The sequence below is a fragment of the Bianquea renquensis genome (genome assembly GCF_014384895.1).
Classification (GTDB): domain Bacteria; phylum Bacillota; class Clostridia; order Lachnospirales; family Bianqueaceae; genus Bianquea; species Bianquea renquensis.
The window spans coordinates 244115-265078 of the sequence record NZ_JACRSQ010000001.1 but is presented as its reverse complement, the minus strand read 5'-3'; the positions used below and the strand labels follow the sequence as shown (position 1 = coordinate 265078).

The window sequence follows — 20964 nt, the reverse complement described above, 5'->3', positions numbered from 1 at the left end:
GCATCCTTCTCTTTTTGTACCCCACTGGATTTTTTCTTATGATTTTCTTGCATTTCCTATGGCGAGCATGTATAATAAGACAATGAATGCCGATCGCGGCATATCCATGGAAGGGATTCCTTTAGGAGGCATCGATCGATGGAAACGATACTGTTTCGAGACATATGGCTGGACGATTCGGAAGATGCTCTTCTCGCTTTCATTGTCGGCAAATCGATCTTGGATGATGACGAAGATCTGAATATGATCCACCGGATGGCGAAGGATGCAATGTCAATCGCCAGCCCAAAGGCGGTGTGCTGTATCGCAGAAATCACAGCCCGCTCCAGCGATTGGATCGAAATCGAGGGGATACGCATCACCTCTCCCCTTGTCATGCATAATCTAGAAAATACACACCGCGTCTTTCCCTACATCGCCACCTGTGGAACAGAACTGGAGGCATGGTCTCACAATTTTTCTGATCCTTTAGAACAGTATTGGGCGGATCAGGTCAAACTATTCTACCTCGGGAAAATCCGCTCTTACATGAGCGATCAGATTCGCAAGCGTTTCTTCCCTGTCGGCCACATGTCCTCCATGAATCCGGGATCTCTCAAAGAATGGCCTCTCACCCAACAGGCTGTCTTATTTCGGATTCTCGGCAATGGGGCGGAAGACATCGGCGTTGCCTTGACCGACAGTTTTTTAATGCTTCCCTCCAAATCCTCTTCCGGTTTCTTCTTTTCCAGCAAAGAAGCCTACGAGAACTGTCAATTTTGTCCCATCTTGAACTGTCCGGGGCGCCGCGCTCCGTACAAGGAATAGGACGTTACGCGCCAGATACGCGAACACAATAGATTACCATGAAGGAGATTGAACCATGTCAGAGACGAAAAAACGTATTTTAACCGGTGACCGGACAACTGGAAAACTTCACTTAGGCCATTACGTGGGAAGCCTACAAAACCGAGTTCGGCTTCAGCACGACTATGATACTTTTATTCTGCTTGCGGATGTCCAGGCGCTGACGACGCACTTTGAAAATCCCGGCTTGATCCACAATAGCATCTATGATGTCGCCATCGACAATCTCTCCGTCGGTTTGGATCCGGAGCATGTGACCTTATTTCTCCAATCTCAGATCTCCGCTATCGCAGAACTTACCGTCTTCTATTCCATGTTGGTGTCTGTCAATGTGCTTCGCCATAACCCAACGATCAAGACGGAGGCAAAACAGTATGGCTATGACGATCTCACCTATGGGTTCCTGGGCTATCCGGTAAGCCAGTCCGCGGATATCACCTTCTGCAACGCGGATTTGGTGCCGGTGGGAGAAGACCAACTTCCCCACATGGAGCTGACCCGCAAGATTGTCCGCCGCTTCAATGACATGTATGGGGAGACGCTGAAGGAACCTCAGGCCATGTTGAGCGATTGTCCCCGACTGGCTGGGCTTGACGGCAATAGCAAAATGGGCAAAAGCCTAGGCAACGCTATCTACCTCTCTGACGCTCCCCAGGTTGTCACCGAAAAGGTTCGCTCCGCCATCACGGATACGAACCGCATATCCGTCAAGACTCCTGGAAACCCCGATGTCTGTATGGTCAGCCAATATCACAAGGTGTTCAACAGCGAAGACTATGACAATATCTGTTCCATGTGCCGCAGCGCATCCATCGGGTGTGTCGCCTGTAAGAAACAGCTGTCTGAAAAATTAAATACCATGCTTGATCCCTTCCGTGAAAAGCGGGCGTACTACGAAGCGCACAGGGACGAGGTTCGGGATATCATCGTGTCCGGAAGCGAGAAGGCCAACAAGGTGGGAGATGAAACCGTAAAGAAAGTCAAGGACGCCATGAGCATTTCACTATAGCAGAACTTAGGACAAAAAGGACACCCTGGATACCGCTTTCGCAGCCCTCGGCGTCCTTTTTTTCTGTGATGGCAAAAGCCCCGAAAACGGGGCTTTCCATTGCTATAGCCTCTCTAGAGCCTCTTTTGGGGCAAGGAAACCCTCGTACGGTTTTCCTACATGGCGCCTTACCATCCAAGGGATTTAAGATACTCGCGGCTCATCGCCGCCGCTTCCATGGGGGGCCGGTCAAGGGAGTCATCCTGCTCCACCACAACCCAATCGGCGCCACTCTCCACAGAGGCGGCAAGGATTGAGGGCATATCCTGAACACCGTATCCTACAGGGCGGAATTCAAAGGTGCTCTTCACCTCATCTTTTCTGTCCTCCTCCAAACCGATCAGCTCATACATATGTTCCGATTTCTCTCCCCGGTAATCTTTCAAATGGACAACTGGACAACGCCCCGCGTACTTTCTGATGTAGGCGGCCGGATCCTGCCCTGCTACCTTCACCCAGCAGCAGTCCAACTCCGTCTGCAGGTACTCCGGCGAAACGTGGGAGTACATATAGTCCAGTCCGAAAGATCCGTCCTCCATTGTGACAAACTCAAAATCGTGGTTATGGTACAGCAGGGTAACGCCCTTCTGTTTGCATACAGCCCCGATCTTGGCGATGGCCTCTAAAACCTCGCCAAAATTCTCCACACCTGGACGGTATTCATCATTCAGATAGGGGATGACAATATATTCACAGCCAATGGCCATATACTGGTCGATGATCCCTTCCGTGTCGGCAATCAAATCCATGTAGGGAATGTGCGCGGAAATAGCTCGGATTCCCACTTCGTCCAACATTTTGCGGATCTGTTCCGCCGTATGTCCATACAGGCCGGCCAGCTCAACCCCATCATAGCCCATCTCCTTGATCCTCTGCATTGTACCCTTGAAATCCTTTTCTGCATCGTCTCGGACGGAGAACACCTGCAATGCAACTGGTAACGTCTTCATAGTTGACCCTCCTTAATCTTCGATGAGTAATCGTTTACATTTTATTATAGTCTAAAACAGGAGAGAAATCAAGTCATCACTCCATATTTTTTCCATCCACCGCGCGAAGCAGCGCTCTTTCAAACGCTTTATCATCTGCCGCTGTCCGCTTTTTATTTTTGCCCGCTCTGCCACCGCCGCGCCGGATCTTCTGCCCCACATACCGCTCGAAGAGCAGCTGATCCATATTGGCGTTGGTATATTCCAGCCCCATAGGGTTCAGCGCTCTAGCCCCCTTGCCCAGCGCCAGGGCTGCCACTCCATAGTCCTGAGTGACCACAAGATCCTCTCTCTCCAACAGATTTGCTAAGCAAATGTCCGCACTATCCCTGGCTTTATCCACGGTTATGTGGGTGCTGTATGAATCGGACAGCTCATGTGCTGTGTCGCAGACCATGATCACGGGAATCTGCCGCTCTCTTGCTATTCGAATCAGAATGTCTTTCACCGGACAGGCGTCAGCGTCCACCACGATCCTCATATCTTCCCGCTCCTTCGCAGCGCGCGGGCCTTTCCAATGAGCCACTGGTAGACCGGCAGCATCTCTCTCTCCGTCACATAGCGCGCTAAGGCATCCGCGTCCAGCCATCGGACCCCCGCATCTTCATCCTCCTTGATTCGCAGGGGGCAATCCTCCTCCGCTAACAGAAGAAAAGAAGGGGCAAAATGGAGATGCACACCGACATAGCCCCCTCCCTTATAGTGGGCGGGAACCGGCAGTATCGCCAGGGAAAGGAGTTCCTTCATAGGCGTCTGAAAGGTTTCAACCCCCGTCTCTTCTTCCGCCTCTCTGAGAGCTGTCTTGAGCAGATTCCTCTCCCCATCGGAATGTCCTCCAGTCCATGACCAGGAGTCGTAGATCCGGTGATAGACCATCAAAACCTTGTCCAATGACGGATTCATAATAAATCCAGAGCTTGTCATGTGGGCGATTTTGTTCTCCCGGTAGAGAACTGTGGACCTGTTTCCCCGTATGTACGCCAACATCGTCTCCTGATCCTTCGCCTCCTGATCCGACTCCGCCTTGAAGGCCTCAATCATCCTTTCGTAATCCATAAAATCGCCCTGTCCCTTTCATTTTAGCCATGGTGCCCGTCACAGCCAAATATGCCTCCTCCATCAATTGATCTGTCCTCTGGCGGATGCTGCCCCCCTCGTCCGGGTAGATAGGCGCTCCGATTCGAAGCACCAAATTCGGTTTTGAGGTAACCAATCGCCGGAGGAGGCCTGTCTTTTTGGGGATCAGCGTCATGGGGATAATGGGGGCTTTTGCAGCCGCCGCAACGGTAAACGCCCCTCTGTAAAATGGCCTGACATCCACATTGTAAGGGCTCAACATCCCTTCCGGGTAATAGTGGATTATGTCCCCCTTTTCCACCACTGTCACCGCCTGCTTCTGAAACGCAATCAGCTCAGGCGCGGTCTCAGGCAGAGAGACTGCGCCTAATGCCTTAATAAGCCAGCCCACAAGGGGAAGGGTAAAATTCCGAGATAGGCTGACGTACCAAAGGGTTCTTGGCATGAGTGCGACCTTAACCATGGTACAATCCATGGGATGCATATGGTTCATTATCGAGACAGCGCCGCCAGACACCTTTCGCAAGTTCCGCCGGCCCTCAACTCGAAATCCAAAGAATATATGATTGATGATAAAAAGCAGGACGGCAAGGCAATTGGTCAGAAGTCGGCTCAGCAGATGCCGAAGTCCCGACCGGTGAAAATAGTGTCCCTTCTGTTTTGACAAGTCAGGACAGAACAGCTGCTGGAACTTCGTCAGATGAATCGGACGATATCCATGGGATTGTACATCTTGTATGGATTCCTCGAAAAAGGACTCCCAGGATGCCACGCTCTCCGCCACCGAAAGAACAGACTGGTAGCCTGCGGTATGGAGGCGTTCCGACGTACTGGAATCAAAGCAGAGAATCCGATAAAAATGGCTATAGAAGTGATCATTCCAGTACTGCAACCAGCGATCCCACACGTTTGGCAGCTCGGTTTGATTTAAAAAGAAGGACGCGGAAGTGGGAATCCTCATCTGCCGGGCGATTTCCTCCCCCCTCCGCCCTAAAAAAAAGGGGCTACAGAAATGAATCAGGTCTGCTCCCTCAAAGGCTTTTTGCAACACTCGATCTCTCGGTTTCGCCGCAATGACGCCAAAGCGCCGGTACAGCTGAAATGAGCGCACGCCCCTCTTTCCGCGAAGCGCGGTCCCATTTTTCTGTTTTTTCCAGTTAGAAAGCAGGAGCGTCTGGTGGCCTTGCCGCTCCAATTCCTCCCGCAATGCTTCAATCTGCGTCATCTTCCATGACTTCCGCTTCATCCACCGGTCTGTCACCAGCACTATCCTCATAAAGCTCCCCTTCTTATATCCCCTATTGCCTTGCCTTGGCTGCTGCGTGCTCTGTTATGACCTCCTGAAACATCTTCTCCGCCTCTAAAATGGATTGCTCGACCCGGTACCGGTCCCCCTGACTCGCATATTCCTTTGACATTCTCTCCCTCTCCATGGGATGCGTGATCCAATAGTCGATTTTCTGCGCTAGGTCTTTGCTATCATCCGGTTTGAAGAGACTTCGATCATCAATTGCGAACTGCGGAGTCGCGGAGCGGTCTGAATCGCATATGACAGGGACCAGCCCACAGGAAAAAGCTTCCATACAGGATATAGCCTCGATCTCGATGACAGACGCATGGACATAGAGATCGCAGGCGTGAATCAACTGAATCAGCTCCTCCTTGGAATAGAATCCAAAGGTGGGCTGATGTTTCAGCTCTTTCCCCTGTTCCATCAATTTTTTCTTACAAGGGCCGTTTCCCGCCAGATGCAGCTGAATCTTGTCCGCAAACTTGGAATGGCGGATGGCGTCGATCAGAACCTTCTGTCGTTTCTCAGGGGAAAGCCGGCCGATCATCAAAATATGGAAAAGTCCATCCTGATGTTTCTGGCGCTTTGTAGCCGGCACAAAATCGTCATCGACGCCATTGGATATGACGTGAGTTTTCGCGGCGTATCCATTTATCTTCAGCTGATCGGCTATAAACCGCGACGGACAATGTATATGGGTAAAATACTGGTAAAAATACCAGTTAAAAAATTTATAGATTCCCCTGGCCAGCGCGGGACACCAATCGGTATGGGTGATAAAGGTAATATTCTCTGGCTGCAAATGAAATGCCGCTGACATTGGGATGTCCATCTGACGAAGATATTTATACGCACTCTTCTCAAAGGGCAGCGGCAACAGAAAATGCACCAGATCCGCCCCGGCAAATGCCTTCTTGAATACCGCTTTATCAGGCTTTGCAAATAAAAAGCCCTGGCTATGTGCAATAGGCGAAACAGGAGATTTGAATTCCTGAACTGCATATGGATTTACCGACGGGTCGCCTACCGCAACGACACGCACCTCATGTCCTCGTTTTTCTAGCATCTTCGCAAAACGGTACGCCGTCATTGTCGTTCCATTGTTCAACTGGTCATACCGGTCGATAACCAAAACAATTACCATCGCTCCCGATCCTTTCTCTTCAGCTTAACCACATTGTCTGTATTATAGCATGAATTCCACCGATGCGCTAGTCTTTCCCAAAATTTTCCCTTGCCCGCCTCGTTGAGATTTTTTCTTCTTATCTTTTTTACAAAAATATATTGAATCTTTTAGAATTTTATGGCATAATCGAATGGTTGTCAATACTATTACAGGGGGTTCTCTCAATGGGAAAAGAGCGCAGTAACTTCTCAGGAAAAATTGGATTTGTCCTGGCCGCTGCCGGGTCCGCCGTGGGGCTAGGAAATATCTGGCGGTTTCCTTATCTGGCTGCAAAATATGGCGGCGGTATCTTTTTGTTAATCTACATACTTTTAGCCGTAACCTTTGGTTTCGCTTTGATGATCGGGGAGATTGCCATCGGCCGCAAGACTGGATTATCTGCCATCGGTGCTTTTAAAGCCTTGAACCGCAAATGGTCATTCCTTGGATACTTGACTTCCATCGTCCCCATGATCATCTTTCCTTACTACTGTGTCATCGGCGGATGGGTTATCAAGTACTTTACTGTCTTTGTATCCGGCAACAGTGCCGCCACAGCGGGTGGACAGTATTTTGAAGCTTTTATCGGCCAGACGGGACAGCCTATATTTTGGCTCTGTCTGTTTATCGCCATAACGGCGATCATCGTCCTATTTGGCGTGGAAAAGGGAGTTGAGAAGGCCAGCAAAGTCCTAATGCCGGTGCTCGTGATTCTATCCATCTTCATCGCGGGCTTCGTCGTAACCCGCCCCGGCGCACTGGAGGGCGTCGCCTATTATTTTAAACCGGACTTTAGCAAATTTTCGATCAACACCGTCTTGGGAGCCTTGGGACAGCTTTTCTATTCCATGTCTCTGGCTATGGGAATTATGATCACCTATGGCTCTTATATGAAAAAGGATGTGAATCTGGAATCCTGCGTCAAACAGATTGAACTCTTTGACACAGGGATCGCCATCATCGCAGGGTTGATGATCGTCCCCGCTGTCTTTATCTTTTCCGGTGGGGATGAATCGGTGCTAAAATCAGGTCCCAGCCTCATGTTCATCATCCTCCCTGAGGTGTTCAACAGCATGAAGCTTGGCGCCGCCATCGGTGGAGTCTTCTTCCTGCTGGTCTTCTTTGCCGCGCTGACCTCCGCCATCTCGCTGATGGAGACTGTCGTCTCCATCATTCAGGACAAATTGCACTGGAAACGGCACACAACCTGTATTGTCGTGGCCCTGGGCGCCATTGCCATCGGCATTCCCTCTTCCCTCGGATTTGGCCCCTGGAAATGCGTTCAGTTCATGGGAATGTCCATCCTCGACATGTTTGATTTTCTGAGCAACAGTGTCATCATGCCCATCGTTGCCCTGCTGACCTCCATTTTCATCGGGTATGTCATCAAAACGAAAACCATCTCCGATGAAGTGAAAAGTTCAGGTCCTTTCAAGCGGGAATCCTTATTTGTGGTCGTCATCAAATATGCAGCGCCGGTCTGTATAGTGGCAATTCTCATCAGCTCAATCCTCAACGCGCTGGGAATCATTCGCATCTGAAACCTCTCCGGCAAAAGCCTCCGAATCCTTTGATTCAAGAAAAACCTTCGGTTCTTCGGAATCAGGTCCTGCGGCGGCTTTCCTATAGGATAAAAAATCGCCTGTTGCATGATGCAACAGGCAATTTTTTTATCCTCTTTCGCTCCCTTAGGCGGCCGCCTGCTCAATATAGGCGTCGACAAACTCCTCCACAATGCTGAAGGGAGCTGGTCCTGCATCTAAAATTGCTTTATGGAAATCTTTAAGGGAAAAGGCATCCCCCAGCTCATTCTCTGCATTTTCCCGCAGCTCCAAGATCTCCATTCCGCCCACCGCATAGCTCAAATACGCCGATGGATTGCCGACAATATACTCAAAAGTATCACGGACGTCGTCCTCATCTTCAATCCCAAACTGGGAGAGATAGTCTTGCAGATCCTCCAGATCCCATCCATAATAATGTATGCCGATGTCAAGGAGGGCTGAAAGCTGAATGTTGATATAGCTATTGCACTTTAAGATCTCCACCAACGCCTCATTTTCAAAGCCAAAATACTCATAGGACAGCCCTTCCACATAGTTGGCCCATCCCTCTGAATAGCCAAGGAAGCTTAGCAAATGGCGAAAGAGAGGAGGATTTGTGGAATTATAGTACACGTTCTGATACAGATGCCCAGGGTAGCCTTCATGGGCAATGGTGGGGAAGAGATCCATATGGGCATATTCTTCCGAAGGGTTGATATAGATCACATTTTCCGCCGCATTATCGATGGCCGGTATTAAATAGAAGGCTGGACTTGTGCTCCCCTGTAGCGACTCTGCCACTTCCTTGACTTCATAGTGGACTTCTGGAATCGCTGGAAAGTCCTCGGCAATCCGCTCTTTCAGTTCTTCCAACATCGTAGCCGGATCATCCGTATCGTAGGGCGGATGATCCGCTAGGTCGAGGATACTCTCATCCATCATCAAATACTCATACATCGATTGAGACTCTGCAATAAGCCGCTTTTGCAGAGCATTGGCGATTTCATCTACGCTTTTGGACGATCCGGTTCCACTGGCGACTAAATACTCATAGTACTCTTGTCCCCTGTCAAAATTACAAAGCCCTCCGTCATTGACGCCAGTTCCCCTTAACTTCTCCATCTCTTCCATAAAAGTCTCATAGGCGGAAACGACCACAGCCACTGCTTCCACGTTCTGCTCCTCATAGATTGCTTTTTGTTCACCGGACAGTCCATCGAAGGCGTCTAGACGTTCCCTGAAAGTCGCCAAAAGCACGTTGTCCTCCCCAGCGTCTACAAAATCCTGGCATCCCTGTATCACCTCATCGAGAGAAAAATCGGCCATGAAGAGTCCCTGCTCTGATTTTTCCTGCTCAAAGGCAATGACCTCCTGGAAATAGCGCTTTGTATCGTGGAGCAGCGCTACATAATCCTGGATGTCCTCCTCCACATAGAATTTGTACTCCGCTAGCAGAGTGGGAAGTTGGGCCTGAATTCCCTGTCCTGGACTGCAAATCTCCACATAGTACTCCATCCCCTCCGCCATCTGTTCCACCGTCAGGTAAGCTTCTAGTATACTATAACACATCTTCTGCTCCTCTGAGAGCTGCGAATACTTAAATTTCTTTAGTATTTTGAGTGATTCCGATGCCGATTCCTCTCCATCCGCCTCCAGCGAGATGGAACCCAAAGTCGGCTCAATCCTGTCAATGCCATATGCCTCCGGGTCTTTTAGCATGAAATGTAGCGTAATACTATCCGATACAACGGATTCCTTAAAAACGTCTGTCAAGTACTGGTCGAACAGCTCCTCTTGACTTTTAAGCTGACAGGAGGACAGAATACAGAGCATCCAAACCATAAGCATCCCTGCCGCCAGCTGTCGTACATGTTTCATGAAATCCCTCCTTTTACACTTTATCGTCCGGACTCGGATAACCGCAATTCCTTATTGTGATCCACAGCCCATGTGATATTCCATTCATTTGTAAAAAGTAGTAAATGATTTCCCTTCAAGTCCTGAATGATTTTTGTATCGGATGTCAGCTGTAGAGATGATAAGTCGATCTCTTCATTTTCGATCCATCGAATATATTGATACGGCAGTCCCTCTAGGCGGATGTCAATATTGTATTCATTGTTGAGGCGATGCTCCAACACGTCGAACTGCAGAACTCCCACCACCCCGACGATGACTTCCTCCATGCCCTTCCCCGGTTCCTGAAAGATCTGAATTGCGCCTTCCTGGGCGATCTGCGTCGTGCCTTTGATAAACTGCTTGCGCTTAAGAGTATCGACCTGCCTCAGCCTGGCGAAATGTTCTGGCGCGAAGGTAGGGATTCCCTGAAAGGCGATGGGCTCCATTCCTGCTTCACAGATAGTATCCCCGATGGAAAAAACGCCTGGATCGAAGACGCTGATGATATCCCCGGCATAGGCCTCATCCACAATGGACCGGTCTTGTGCCATCAGCTGCTGTGGCTGTGACAGACGCATCCGTTTGTTCTCCTGTACATGGTAGACGTCCATACCCTTTTCAAATTTTCCGGAGCAGATTCGCATGAACGCCACACGGTCGCGGTGCGCTTTATTCATGTTCGCCTGTATTTTAAACACAAAGGCCGTAAAATAGGGGCTGAAGGGATCGATCGTTCCGCTGTCCGTCTCCCGGGGAAGCGGGGACGTGGTCATACGGAGAAACTCCTTCAAAAACGGCTCCACTCCAAAATTGGTCAGCGCCGATCCAAAAAAGACCGGCGATAATTGCCCTGCCCGAACTAACTCCATGTCAAATTCGTGGCTCGCGCCATCCAGCAGCTCGATTTCCTCCACCAGCTTCCCGCGTTTGTCTGCACCGATCAAGGCGTCCAAGCCTGCGTCTGCCAGGTCAATGCTGGTCGCCTCAACCTCTCTCTGACCGCTGCCCGGCGTAAACGAGATGATTTCTTTTCGAATGCGGTCATAGACGCCTTTAAATTCTTTCCCCGAACCGATGGGCCAGTTGATGGGACATGTTTCGATTCCCAGTTCAGTCTCAATGTCAGCCAGCAGGTCGAAGGAGTCTTTTGCCTCCCGATCCATCTTGTTGATAAAAGTAAAGACGGGGATATGCCGCAGCATACAGACCTTGAACAACTTCCTCGTCTGCGCTTCGACCCCTTTGGACGCGTCGATGACCATCACAGCAGAATCCGCCGCCATAAGCGTTCTATACGTGTCCTCCGAGAAATCCTGGTGTCCAGGTGTGTCCAAAATGTTGATGCAGTATCCGTCATATTGAAACTGCATGACCGACGAAGTTACGGAGATTCCTCTCTGCTTTTCAATTTCCATCCAGTCTGACACCGCGTGTTTCGCCGTCTTCTTCCCCTTAACAGAGCCAGCCAGTGCGATGGCGCCACCGTACAATAACAATTTTTCTGTCAGCGTCGTTTTTCCCGCGTCAGGGTGTGAGATAATCGCAAACGTCCGCCTCTTATCAATTTCCTTCTGGTTGTTGCCTGCCAAAATCGCTCCTCCAAACATTAAAACGTACCACCCTGCAAGTCTCCGTGACAGCGGGATGATTTCCTATAAACTTAATTATTATACCATTATTTGCAAAACGTTGCAACCTTTATTTTCCCGCCCCAGACCTTCCAATATACTGCTAGTTTTTTCGCCAGCTTTGTGGTACAATATACACGAAAGCCATGAGCAGTGCGTGAGGGAATGGCAGAGTCCCAAAATGAGCTTGCTCATTTTGGGGCGCTGGCATGGACGAACATAGGGCGAAGCCCGTGATCGAGCCTGCTGGCAGGCTCGATTGCACTGCGGACACAAAAAACCAGACCAGGGAGGCTAATTATGGCAATCAACAAAGCGATGCGCTTAGCGCTAAAGGCTCTGTCCTATTCGGACATCGATGTGCGCAAATCCCGGATGTTGGCTGGGATAAAGGCATTGGATCCCTTGAAAATCTTCTACCACACCCTGGATACCAAGGTTTATAATCGGGACCATGAGGTTCCTTTGCGTGTCTATCTGCCGGAAACAGACTGTGAAATCGAAGACCCCTTTCCGGTTCTTCTTTTCATCCATGGAGGCGGCTGGGTTACCGAGAGCGTGGAGACGTACAACAAAGTCTGTGCGGACCTGGCCCGTCATACAAGCCATATGGTCATCTCCATCGACTATAGCCTCGCCCCGGAATACCCGTTTCCCATCGGTCTGGAAGACTGCTATGAAGCTGCGAAAGCCGTATACGGCAATCACCTGCTGTTGAAGGTGAATCCAAAACGGATCACCCTCATCGGGGACAGTGCCGGTGGCAATCTAGCAGCAGCACTGTCTCTCATGGCCCGCGACCGGGGAGAGTTTCTGCCCCAACGGCAGATTTTAATCTATCCCTGTACCAATAATGATCATTCGGAAACGTCTCCCTACCCTTCTGTCAGAGAAAACGGAACCGACTATCTCTTGACTGCCAAAAAACTTCAACAATACCTCGCCCTGTATCGCAGCAGCGACGAGGACCTGTCCAATCCTTACTTCGCGCCATTGATTGCCAAAGATCTCAGCCGCCAACCCCGCACGCTGATCATCACGGCCCAGTATGATCCACTGCGCGACGAGGGGGAAGCCTACGGCGAAAAACTGCGGCAATTTGGCAACGAGGTGGAAATCCGTCGCATTCGAAATGCGCTGCACGGATACTTTGCCCTAGGGATCCAGTCTCGCCACGTTCGGCAGAGCTATCAATTGATCAATCACTTTCTCAAAGGGGTGTAAATCCTATGCGAATCAGCAAGACAAAGCGCTGGAGAAGTCTTGATAACGCCGCTAAAATTTTTCCCGCTACAAGTGGAAAAAAGGACAGCCGCGTCTTTCGATTTGCCTGCGAGCTATACGATCCAGTCGACCCTCCATTGCTTCAACAGGCCCTAGTGTTGACTCTAGACCGTTTTCCGATGTTCCGCTCTGTGATACGGAAAGGAATTTTCTGGTATTACTTTGAAGACAGCGATCTCGAACCAATTGTACGAGAGGAATACCGGCTTCCATGCAGCCATCTGTATATTAAAGACAAGAAAACACTGCTGTTTGAGGTGACATACTATAAAAAGCGGATTAATTTTGAAGTCTTCCATGCGCTGACTGACGGCACGGGCGCCATGCATTTTTTAAAGCACCTAGTCTGTCAATATCTTCTGCTCCGGTATTTTGACCAAACTACCCCGAAGCCCCTCCTCCCTTCCTACGATGCGACGGACGAAGAGCGCGCCGGCGACAGCTTCCGGCAATACTATACCAAAAACAGAAAACAGGCCTCGAAGAATCGCGTCCACGCGTACCAGCTTCACGGATATAAAAATGAGTACGGGCACATGCAAATCCTTGAAGGCTGTGTTTCTGTCAAAAAGATTTTGGCCAAAGCCAAGGAGTATCACACGAGCTTGACTGTGTTCTTGACAGCTCTTCTCATATCGGCGATACACCAGGATGTAAGTCGCCGGCAAGAAAAGAAACCCATTGTCCTCATGATTCCCGTAAACCTTCGAAACTATTTTCCCTCTGAATCCGCCCGCAATTTTTTCGGCTGGATCAATGCAGGATACACCTTTGCCGGAATGGAGACCTTTGAGGATGTGATTCGAAACTTAGACACCGTTTTTAAGCAAGAGCTGACATCGGAGAATATTTCCCTGCGAATGAATGATTTGGCCGCGCTAGAGCATAATGTTTTTCTCCGCCTCCTGCCTCTTGCATTGAAGGATCTGGGGATGCGGATTGCCGCCAAGGCGTCAACCAGCTCCACCACAGCGATTTTATCCAATCTGGGGGTTCTGCATGTCCCGGAGGAATTCTCGCCATATATACGGCTTTTCGATGTTTTCACCAGCACGCCGAAGCTTGAGCTGTGCGTCTGCTCATTCCAGGATGTGCTGACATTAAGCTTTACCTCCTGCTTTGAAAGTTCAACCGTTCAGCGAAACTTTTTCCGGATGCTGTCAGGTCACGGAATCGACGTGGAAATCGCCGCAAAACAGGACCGGCGTAAATGAGAGGTGTGTGTCATGCTATTTTGCAATAAATGCAATGTTTCGATTCGGACAAACCATACCCACTGTCCTTTATGCCAGGGGGAGCTCACCGGCACCAGCGATGAAAAGGACCCCATCTTTCCAGAAATACCAGAGACGTCCTATCCAGGAATGCCTTTCTTTCGCTGGTTCTCATTCGCATGTGTCGTGGTGGCTATCGCAGCGGTCTCCCTCAATTTCATGATTTCCACTGCCTATTGGTGGTCCCTGTTTGTTGTAGGTGGAATGCTCTGTATGTGGGTCGCGCTGGCGGTTGGAATCGTCAAGCGCCATAATTTGCTAAAAAACGCCATATGGCAGCTCATTGTCATCTCTGCCGCCGTACTCCTCTGGGATGTCTGGACAGGCTGGGCTGGCTGGTCGATGGAGTATGTCATCCCTGCCGTCTGCATCCTCACGATCGCATCCATGCTGACAATCTCCACCGTGCAACACCTCCCCGTGCAAGAGTATATGAGCTATTGGCTGATGGCGGGTGTCTTCGGCCTCCTGCCCCTGATTCCGCTGCTTCTTCAAAAATTAACCGTTCGCTATCCGTCCGTCATCTGCATCGGCACCAGCCTTGTCTTCTTGGCATATGTGGCGATCTTTCGGCATAAGGAAATGGCGGCAGAACTGCGCAAAAAATTTCATTTGTGATAGAATGTTCAAGGGGGCTACCGCTAAAAATCGCGCCAGCCCCCTTTTTGATACGTTGTAAAGCTCAGATATACCCGCGCAGAGGCGTATTCCGTACAGCCTTAATGCATACTGGCATTGTGCAGCGCATACATTCGCCGGACTCCATTATGCGCTTGCAGATATGTTCACATTTCTCCATGATGGCAACTCGACCCACACGGTCTTTGCGGTCCATGGGAATCAGCATACGGACTGAGGATTCGGGAAGCTCGCCGTAGGCTTTACAATAGGCCCGGATGGCATCCTGACTCAGATCGCTCGCCTCAAGGCCCCGCACCTCCAGAGCGCGTCTCAGCCACTCATCCGCTTCCTCTTGAGGGCCGTCTGTTAAAAAAACAAGCTGCGCTTTGATTTGGTACTCGATGGCGGCCATGAACTGATACTGACGTTCCAGCGAAGCCAGCATCATGGAAAGGCGGTCGCGAACCGCTCCCTCTGACTTCTGCGCTGCCTCGGATATACGTTCACGGAGATCGGCAAGCTCCCCCGTGATAAAGGCAAGGCGCTCTTTCTGCACTTGTACGTTGCGTATCGGGCGGAGGCGCCAGTCGTGCCACGTAAGATCGTAATATGCCCGTCCCGAATGGATCTGCTCCAACCGGTGCAGCGATCGCAAGACCACTGACGACTGCTCTTTAAACATCGCCTCCACAAGCTCGCGCTGCAGTGAATCCGCGCTCTGTTCAAGATTCCACAGCAGCTTCGACTCCAGATAGGTCATAAAGCCAATCGCCTCCTGAACATCGTCGGGCCTGTTGACTTGGAAAGTATCCTCCATCACGCCCATGAGTCCTTCCTCTTGCAGGCGCTCCAGCTCATACTCGATGACTGAGGACTTTGTGGTGCCGTCCAGACGGTAGTACTCGTATACGATCATGGGGAGATCCTTGCGGAGTGCACGCCAGCCTCGAAGGTCACGGAACAGTGCTATATTGCGGCGTTCCGCGCTGTAAATTGGAAGACGGTAATCGCGCTGTATGGCGGCAAAATTGACCAAAACATTGGGAGACGGAACGGTATGTTCGGGAGGTGCGGTGAAATCCTCATAGGCGAGCATTTCCACCTGCATATACGGATAGCGGACCGCGACTTCGTCAGCGACGCGGTTTATCAGGCGCAGCACAAGGTCGGAATTTCGATGCTTAGCACAATTTTCGCATTCACAGAAAAGCGCATCTGTGTCGTTCGGCCATAGGCTGATGATGTCGATGCATTCCTTATACTCTTCAATCATCGAAAGGGCGTTGTTCACAAAATTTGTTACCGCTTCCTCATTGGACAGACAAAAGTGCCCCTCAGAATCCTCGCACATCATGCGTTTCCCGTCAACAAGGGCGTGCCATTCGGGATGCTCACGCATAAACTCCTCCGGCGATACCTGACCGCGATTGCGGAAGAGATAGGGCCAGCAATGCCCTCCCAGCGTGACGCAGATACCGCGCTTTCTAAACTCCCCGATGTGCCGCTTGAGCAAATCCAGCTGCTGGGAAAAGAGAAGGACGTTGTTGAACCGAAATTTAGGAAGGCGGTCGACATTGTAGCAGAAATTTTCATCACTCCGCGCCATGTGCATATTGCCGCCGCGATATGGAAAGGTGGGATTTTCTAGTATGGTTTCTGCTGGCCATTGGGGATCACGCACTCCGGTGTCAACTTCTCCATAGGGCGCGTCGACAAAACGGATTCCGACGGCGTGTTCAATATACTCATACACTCCGTAGAGCAGTCCGCGGTCATTGATCGCCCCGATCATAACCTCGCCGTTCTTTTTTCCGATCACAAAACCATCGGGTTTGAGGCCGTTTGTCTCGTCTGGAAAGCATTGTTTCGCATACTCCTTGTCAACAACAATGCGGGGAGGCTGAAAAGTATCTCCCGCCAGCGACAGATAGTGTTCCAGCTCTTCTCTCGCAAAGGTAACAATTTCCTCGCCTTGCCCGCTTATACATGATTCCCGTGCCATAGTAATCTCCTTTCGTCAAACGCAATTTGGCAGTTCAACTAAATATATCATAAACGGCGGCGAATTTCAAGACTGGCGACAGATTTCGCAGGCCGTCCTTGCTTCGGTTAAAAAGGCAGTATGCAAACGGGCATCGATAGACCGGCAATCGAATGCTCATACTGGAGCCCACCATCCGCCTTCCTCTGAAAGACAGCGAGGGAATCGGAATCCCTCCCTGCACAGAGTATATAGGCGTCACCGTGGATCAATTGAAAATCGCGGGGATGGGCGGTTCTGGCGGGATATTGCGCAATCCGCGTCAAATAGCCGTCCTCCCCACAGCGAAAGGCCGTCAGCACATCCTGCCCTCGGGTGGAGGCATAGACAAATCGCCCATCACCGGTTATGCGCACGGCCGCCGCAGTGGAATCAGGATCCGCTTCATCCAAAAGTTCTAAGCATTGGAGAATTTGAAACCCCTCCTGGGTGTACGCCAGCGCGAAAATCTGGCAGCTCAGCTCCGCCACCACATAGGCAAAATGCCCATTTGGGTGAAAGACCAGATGCCGTGGGCCGCTGGCGCCAGGAAAGGCAAGGGAGTTTTCATATAGAAAGCGTCCCGTTGACCAATCCACGCTGTACCAGTATAACCGGTCCAGACCCAAATCGCAGATGCACAGCCGTGTTTCATCCGGTGAAAACCACACAGAGTGAACGTGTGCATTCTCCTGCCGCTCAGGGTTAACCCCCTTGCCATAGTGAACCGTGTGACAGACAAGGTCCCCGATGGACCCATCCGGCCGGAGCCTATAGCTTTGGATGGAGGCCTCACGGTAACTTACGGCAAACAGATACCGGCTCTGGCTGTCAACCGCCAGATGACAAAAAGCCAATCCCGGCGCCGTTACAGAGCTCTGCTCCGTCAGGGCTCCTGTCTCCGGGTCGCGCCGGTACGACATGACCTTCCCTCTCGCTTGACTCGCAATCTCGGAAGGTTCCTCGGAGATTGCGTACAAAACCCTTCGATCCGTGTTCCAACACATATAGGTGGGGGACAGAGTTTTGGCCAGCAAGGCAGGCGATGACCACCGCCCCGTCTCCGGATCTCCCGTTACTCCGTAGATCCCTTCACTCTGCCTGTCCGTATACGTTCCAATATACAGTGATTCCATACTTGACCTCCATTCCGGTGCCATACACCGCCCGAGTAAAACCGCATATTCCCTATAAGGCAGACTGCCCGTATCCTCCCGTCAGCTCTTCTGCTGCCGCGTACTCCTGCGTCCAATCCAGCTCCCGATACTCTTCTCCCCGGGCATCCGTTTGGATAAAGCGAATGAGCCGGTCCAGCATATGGCGGGACCAAACGCTCTGATCAATTTGCGCCGTGGTAAATACCCCCTGTGAGATCATCTCGAACCCAAATATGTCCTTCACATGGGTTTTCGCTGCTCCATCTACCACCTCCGCTACCAGATGGCTGGGGATGAACAGCACTCCGCCTCCGGCGCCAAACACCACATCCCCGGGAAGACAGACAGCGCCTCCGATTCGAGTCGTTGTATTAAAGCCTGTCATGACAAAATCTCGGATGGGGGTCGGATCAATCCCGCGGTAAAAGACCTGTACATCGGAAATGGCCTTCATCTGTTCCAGATCCCTCACTCCGCCCCAGATGACCGCACCGCCGCTTTTTGTTCTCGCAGCCACCGCCGTCGTCAGATTCCCACCTAAAAAGGTTCCTTTATAGATCTTATCATACATATCCACCACCACGACATCCCGCTCAACTAAGCTGTCAATCACCCACTGATTGTATGTTCCTCTCCTGCCCTCAGAAGTTCCGGTGATCATCGCCGTCTCATGCAGATCCGGCCGCGTGGGGCAGAAAGAACAGGTTACCGCCCGTCCAACCATTTTTTTCCCTTGGTGCAGCGTCGAAAGCTTTCCCTCAAATTGATTTTCATACCCTTTCAAGAAAATCGGCTTCCAAACTTCCTCTAGCGTCATGCCATAGAGGGCATCTAAATATCGATCTGCCACTTTGGGCCTTCCGTCCGCAAAACGCTCCCCAGTCCACTGCGGAGTGAGAGCTATGATTTCCTCTCGATCATTGAAATGCATCGATTCATTTCCTCCTTCACAATTGCGGCACTACAAATGCATCCCGCCATCGACCAAAAGATCAATTCCCGTAATATAGCGTCCTCCCTCTGAGCACAGAAGAAGAACCGCTCCTGCCAGATCCTCCGCCGCGCCAATATACCCGCAGGGAATTTTGGCGAGCACCGCCTTCCGGTACTGCTCATCCGCAAGCACCTCTCGATTGCGCGGCGTATCAATGACGCCAGGCGCAACAGAATTGACCGTAATTCCGCTTGGCGCCAGCTGTTTTGCCAGATTCTTGATCATACTCATCTGCGCCTCCTTCGACGCGGCATAGATCAGCATCTGCTCATGAGGTCTATATTGCTGGACACTTCCAATGGTTAGGATCCGTCCCCACCCTTTTTGCTTCATCCCTGGCACATAGGCCTGCATCAACTGTAGAGTTGCGTGGACATTGACCTGCATCTGCGCCTCAAATTCTTCCTGTGAAATACAAGCCCACTCTCTGCGATATTGAACAGAGGCATTTAAGATCAGAATATCGACAGGCCCTGTCTGCTGAAACAGAGTGGCGGCGCAGTCAAGCCGCCGCAGGTCCGCTATGGCGCAGGAGGCCTCTCCCCCTGCCGCCGTGATTTCCTCTGCCACAGCCATGGCTTTCTCACGGCTCGATGCGCCGTGAACGGTAACCCGCGCGCCACATGACGCCAGAGCTAACGCCAGCGCTCTTCCGATCCCCTGTGTCGATCCCGTCACCAACGCTTTTTTGCCTTCCAATTCCTTCCATTGCATTTGTAATCCCTCCTTTCTCAGCTCCAGACTCGATCATTCGACCATTCCTCATCCCACTGCGACGTTTCTTCCCAGTATCCGGCCTTGCGGCTGTGAAGATGCTCCCGGATCAGTTCCTCATTGAGTTCTGAGATCCCCAGCCCTGGCGTATCGGGAACCTGAATAAATCCATTCTGCACCAAGGGATTGGCAATTCCCATGGCCAAATCATTCCACCATGGAATGTCCGTCGAATGATGTTCCACCGCCAAAATATGGGGAAGCGCTGCCGCCGCGTGAACCGCCGCCATGCAGCCGATGGGACTCTCTGCCATATGAATCGCCATCGCGGCGCCATATTGTTCGCACAGATCTCCTAGCTTCTTGATCTCCATAGCTCCTCCAATGGTCAGCACATCGGGGTGGACGACAGAAACTCCCCCGGATTCCAACAGAGGACGGAAGGTGTCGTGCAGATAGATATCTTCCCCCGTACAGATGGGAATAGTCGTGGCATTGGCGATTTTTACATACTGCTCTGTATACTGCCACGGCGCCACATCCTCCAGCCATGCGATGTTATACGGCTCCAGCTGCCGCGCAAGGCGAATGCAGTCGCCGAGGCCAAGGTGTCCCAGATGATCGATTGCCAAGGGCACTTCATATCCAATCACGTCGCGGACTTCCCGCACATATTGCACTAAGTATTGGATTCCCCGCTCCGTCAAATGGATTCCCGTGGCATGGTGCGGAATGGTAAAAGTCTCATAGTGTCTTCCCCGCATCACCTCAGGAGCGATGGACCCGCTCTGATGTCGAAGGGCTTTGGCAGAGTATTTCTCCACATCCTCCAGAAATCCAAGAGGCGCGTTGAGGCAGCCTGGCTCGTCAAACAATAGGTCCATCCCTAGATCCATTTTTAAGAAGGTATACCCGCGCTCGATGCGCCTCTTCAGTGCCTCCCCCATCTGTGTCCCCGAATGCTTTCCCTCAACATCTGTGTCGCAGTACATTCTGACCTGAGAGCGGTATTGTCCTCCTAAAAGCTGATAAACTGGAATCCCATAGGCCTTCCCCGCAAGGTCCAGAAGCGCGATTTCCACAGCGGAAACCCCTCCGCCTTGCCGGGACATTCCGCCGAATTGCCGAATCCGCCGGAATAAGCGATCGACATTGCAGGGATTCTCCCCTAATAGCCGGCTCTTCAACATCAGCGCATAGGTGGCGCTGGAGGCGTCCCGAAGCTCTCCATATCCAATCAGTCCCTGATTGGTAAAGAGCTTTAACAGGATACAGTGCTTTGGCGCTCCATCGATATTGGTAATTCTGAGATCCGTAATTCTCAACTGAGAGGGCGCGGACTCTGTCCGCACTTTGCCCATCATTCCATCAAATATATTGCTATTTTCCATAGACCCTCCATTGACTTTTTAT

Annotated in this window: 18 protein-coding genes; 6 read left to right on the top strand and 12 right to left on the bottom strand. The window is 51.1% G+C overall.

Annotation, left to right across the window (positions count from 1 at the left end):
• Positions 1–138: 138 nt before the first annotated feature.
• Together H8730_RS01135 and trpS are read left to right on the top strand one after the other, a co-directional pair.
• Positions 139–807: a vitamin B12 dependent-methionine synthase activation domain-containing protein gene (locus H8730_RS01135; protein ID WP_249289173.1), complete on the top strand. Its 669-nt coding sequence runs from the start codon at positions 139–141 to the stop codon at positions 805–807.
• Positions 808–862: 55 nt separating this feature from the next.
• Positions 863–1855: a tryptophan--tRNA ligase gene (trpS, locus tag H8730_RS01130; RefSeq protein ID WP_177716446.1), complete on the top strand. Its 993-nt coding sequence runs from the start codon at positions 863–865 to the stop codon at positions 1853–1855.
• A gap of 167 nt (positions 1856–2022) precedes the next feature.
• Here trpS and H8730_RS01125 read toward each other — a convergent pair whose 3' ends face one another.
• From H8730_RS01125 to H8730_RS01105, 5 genes are all read right to left on the bottom strand, one after another.
• Positions 2023–2844: a sugar phosphate isomerase/epimerase family protein gene (locus H8730_RS01125; RefSeq protein ID WP_249289171.1), complete on the bottom strand. Its 822-nt coding sequence runs from the start codon at positions 2842–2844 to the stop codon at positions 2023–2025.
• A gap of 76 nt (positions 2845–2920) precedes the next feature.
• Positions 2921–3364: a YaiI/YqxD family protein gene (locus tag H8730_RS01120; protein ID WP_177716440.1), complete on the bottom strand. Its 444-nt coding sequence runs from the start codon at positions 3362–3364 to the stop codon at positions 2921–2923.
• Positions 3361–3939: an NUDIX hydrolase gene (locus H8730_RS01115; RefSeq protein WP_249289169.1), complete on the bottom strand. Its 579-nt coding sequence runs from the start codon at positions 3937–3939 to the stop codon at positions 3361–3363. Before H8730_RS01115 ends, H8730_RS01120 begins: the two co-directional genes overlap by 4 nt.
• Entirely contained in the window at positions 3917–5236 is a 1320-nt protein-coding gene (locus H8730_RS01110) for a 1-acyl-sn-glycerol-3-phosphate acyltransferase (protein WP_249289167.1), read from the bottom strand. The genes H8730_RS01115 and H8730_RS01110 overlap by 23 nt, the downstream gene beginning before the upstream one ends.
• Before the next feature lie 22 nt (positions 5237–5258).
• A complete protein-coding gene (locus H8730_RS01105) occupies positions 5259–6395 on the bottom strand; it encodes a glycosyltransferase (RefSeq protein WP_249289165.1) in 1137 nt (378 codons plus the stop codon).
• A 206-nt stretch (positions 6396–6601) separates the two neighbouring features.
• On the opposite strand from H8730_RS01105, the gene H8730_RS01100 reads away from it, so the two are divergent.
• On the top strand, positions 6602–7957 hold the full coding sequence (locus H8730_RS01100; protein ID WP_249289163.1) for a sodium-dependent transporter: 1356 nt from the start codon (positions 6602–6604) through the stop codon (positions 7955–7957).
• 147 nt (positions 7958–8104) lie between these two features.
• Here H8730_RS01100 and H8730_RS01095 read toward each other — a convergent pair whose 3' ends face one another.
• The gene (locus H8730_RS01095) at positions 8105–9838 is read right to left on the bottom strand and encodes a DUF885 domain-containing protein (protein ID WP_177716428.1); all 1734 of its coding nucleotides are present in this window, start codon (positions 9836–9838) and stop codon (positions 8105–8107) included.
• Between the two features lie 20 nt (positions 9839–9858).
• Positions 9859–11448, bottom strand: coding sequence for a peptide chain release factor 3 (locus H8730_RS01090; protein WP_346726533.1), 1590 nt, complete (start codon positions 11446–11448; stop codon positions 9859–9861).
• A gap of 339 nt (positions 11449–11787) precedes the next feature.
• Here H8730_RS01090 and H8730_RS01085 point away from each other — a divergent pair, with 339 nt between their 5' ends.
• The 3 genes from H8730_RS01085 to H8730_RS01075 are packed head-to-tail and all read left to right on the top strand — an operon-like array spanning position 11788 to position 14663.
• Positions 11788–12711, top strand: coding sequence for an alpha/beta hydrolase (locus H8730_RS01085; protein ID WP_177718347.1), 924 nt, complete (start codon positions 11788–11790; stop codon positions 12709–12711).
• A 5-nt stretch (positions 12712–12716) separates the two neighbouring features.
• On the top strand, positions 12717–13985 hold the full coding sequence (locus tag H8730_RS01080) for a condensation domain-containing protein (protein ID WP_177718345.1): 1269 nt from the start codon (positions 12717–12719) through the stop codon (positions 13983–13985).
• A 12-nt stretch (positions 13986–13997) separates the two neighbouring features.
• Positions 13998–14663: a DUF6320 domain-containing protein gene (locus H8730_RS01075; RefSeq protein ID WP_177718343.1), complete on the top strand. Its 666-nt coding sequence runs from the start codon at positions 13998–14000 to the stop codon at positions 14661–14663.
• A gap of 64 nt (positions 14664–14727) precedes the next feature.
• On the opposite strand, the gene H8730_RS01070 is transcribed toward H8730_RS01075, so the two are convergent.
• From H8730_RS01070 to H8730_RS01050, 5 genes are all read right to left on the bottom strand, one after another.
• Positions 14728–16668: a DUF4838 domain-containing protein gene (locus H8730_RS01070; protein WP_177718341.1), complete on the bottom strand. Its 1941-nt coding sequence runs from the start codon at positions 16666–16668 to the stop codon at positions 14728–14730.
• Between the two features lie 107 nt (positions 16669–16775).
• On the bottom strand, positions 16776–17822 hold the full coding sequence (locus tag H8730_RS01065) for a lactonase family protein (RefSeq protein ID WP_177718339.1): 1047 nt from the start codon (positions 17820–17822) through the stop codon (positions 16776–16778).
• Between the two features lie 52 nt (positions 17823–17874).
• Positions 17875–18774, bottom strand: a complete 900-nt coding sequence (locus H8730_RS01060) for an RraA family protein (protein WP_177718337.1) — start codon at positions 18772–18774, stop codon at positions 17875–17877.
• A gap of 30 nt (positions 18775–18804) precedes the next feature.
• Positions 18805–19551: an SDR family NAD(P)-dependent oxidoreductase gene (locus H8730_RS01055; RefSeq protein WP_249289159.1), complete on the bottom strand. Its 747-nt coding sequence runs from the start codon at positions 19549–19551 to the stop codon at positions 18805–18807.
• Positions 19552–19568: 17 nt separating this feature from the next.
• A complete protein-coding gene (locus tag H8730_RS01050) occupies positions 19569–20942 on the bottom strand; it encodes a mandelate racemase/muconate lactonizing enzyme family protein (protein ID WP_177717617.1) in 1374 nt (457 codons plus the stop codon).
• Positions 20943–20964 lie beyond the last annotated feature (22 nt).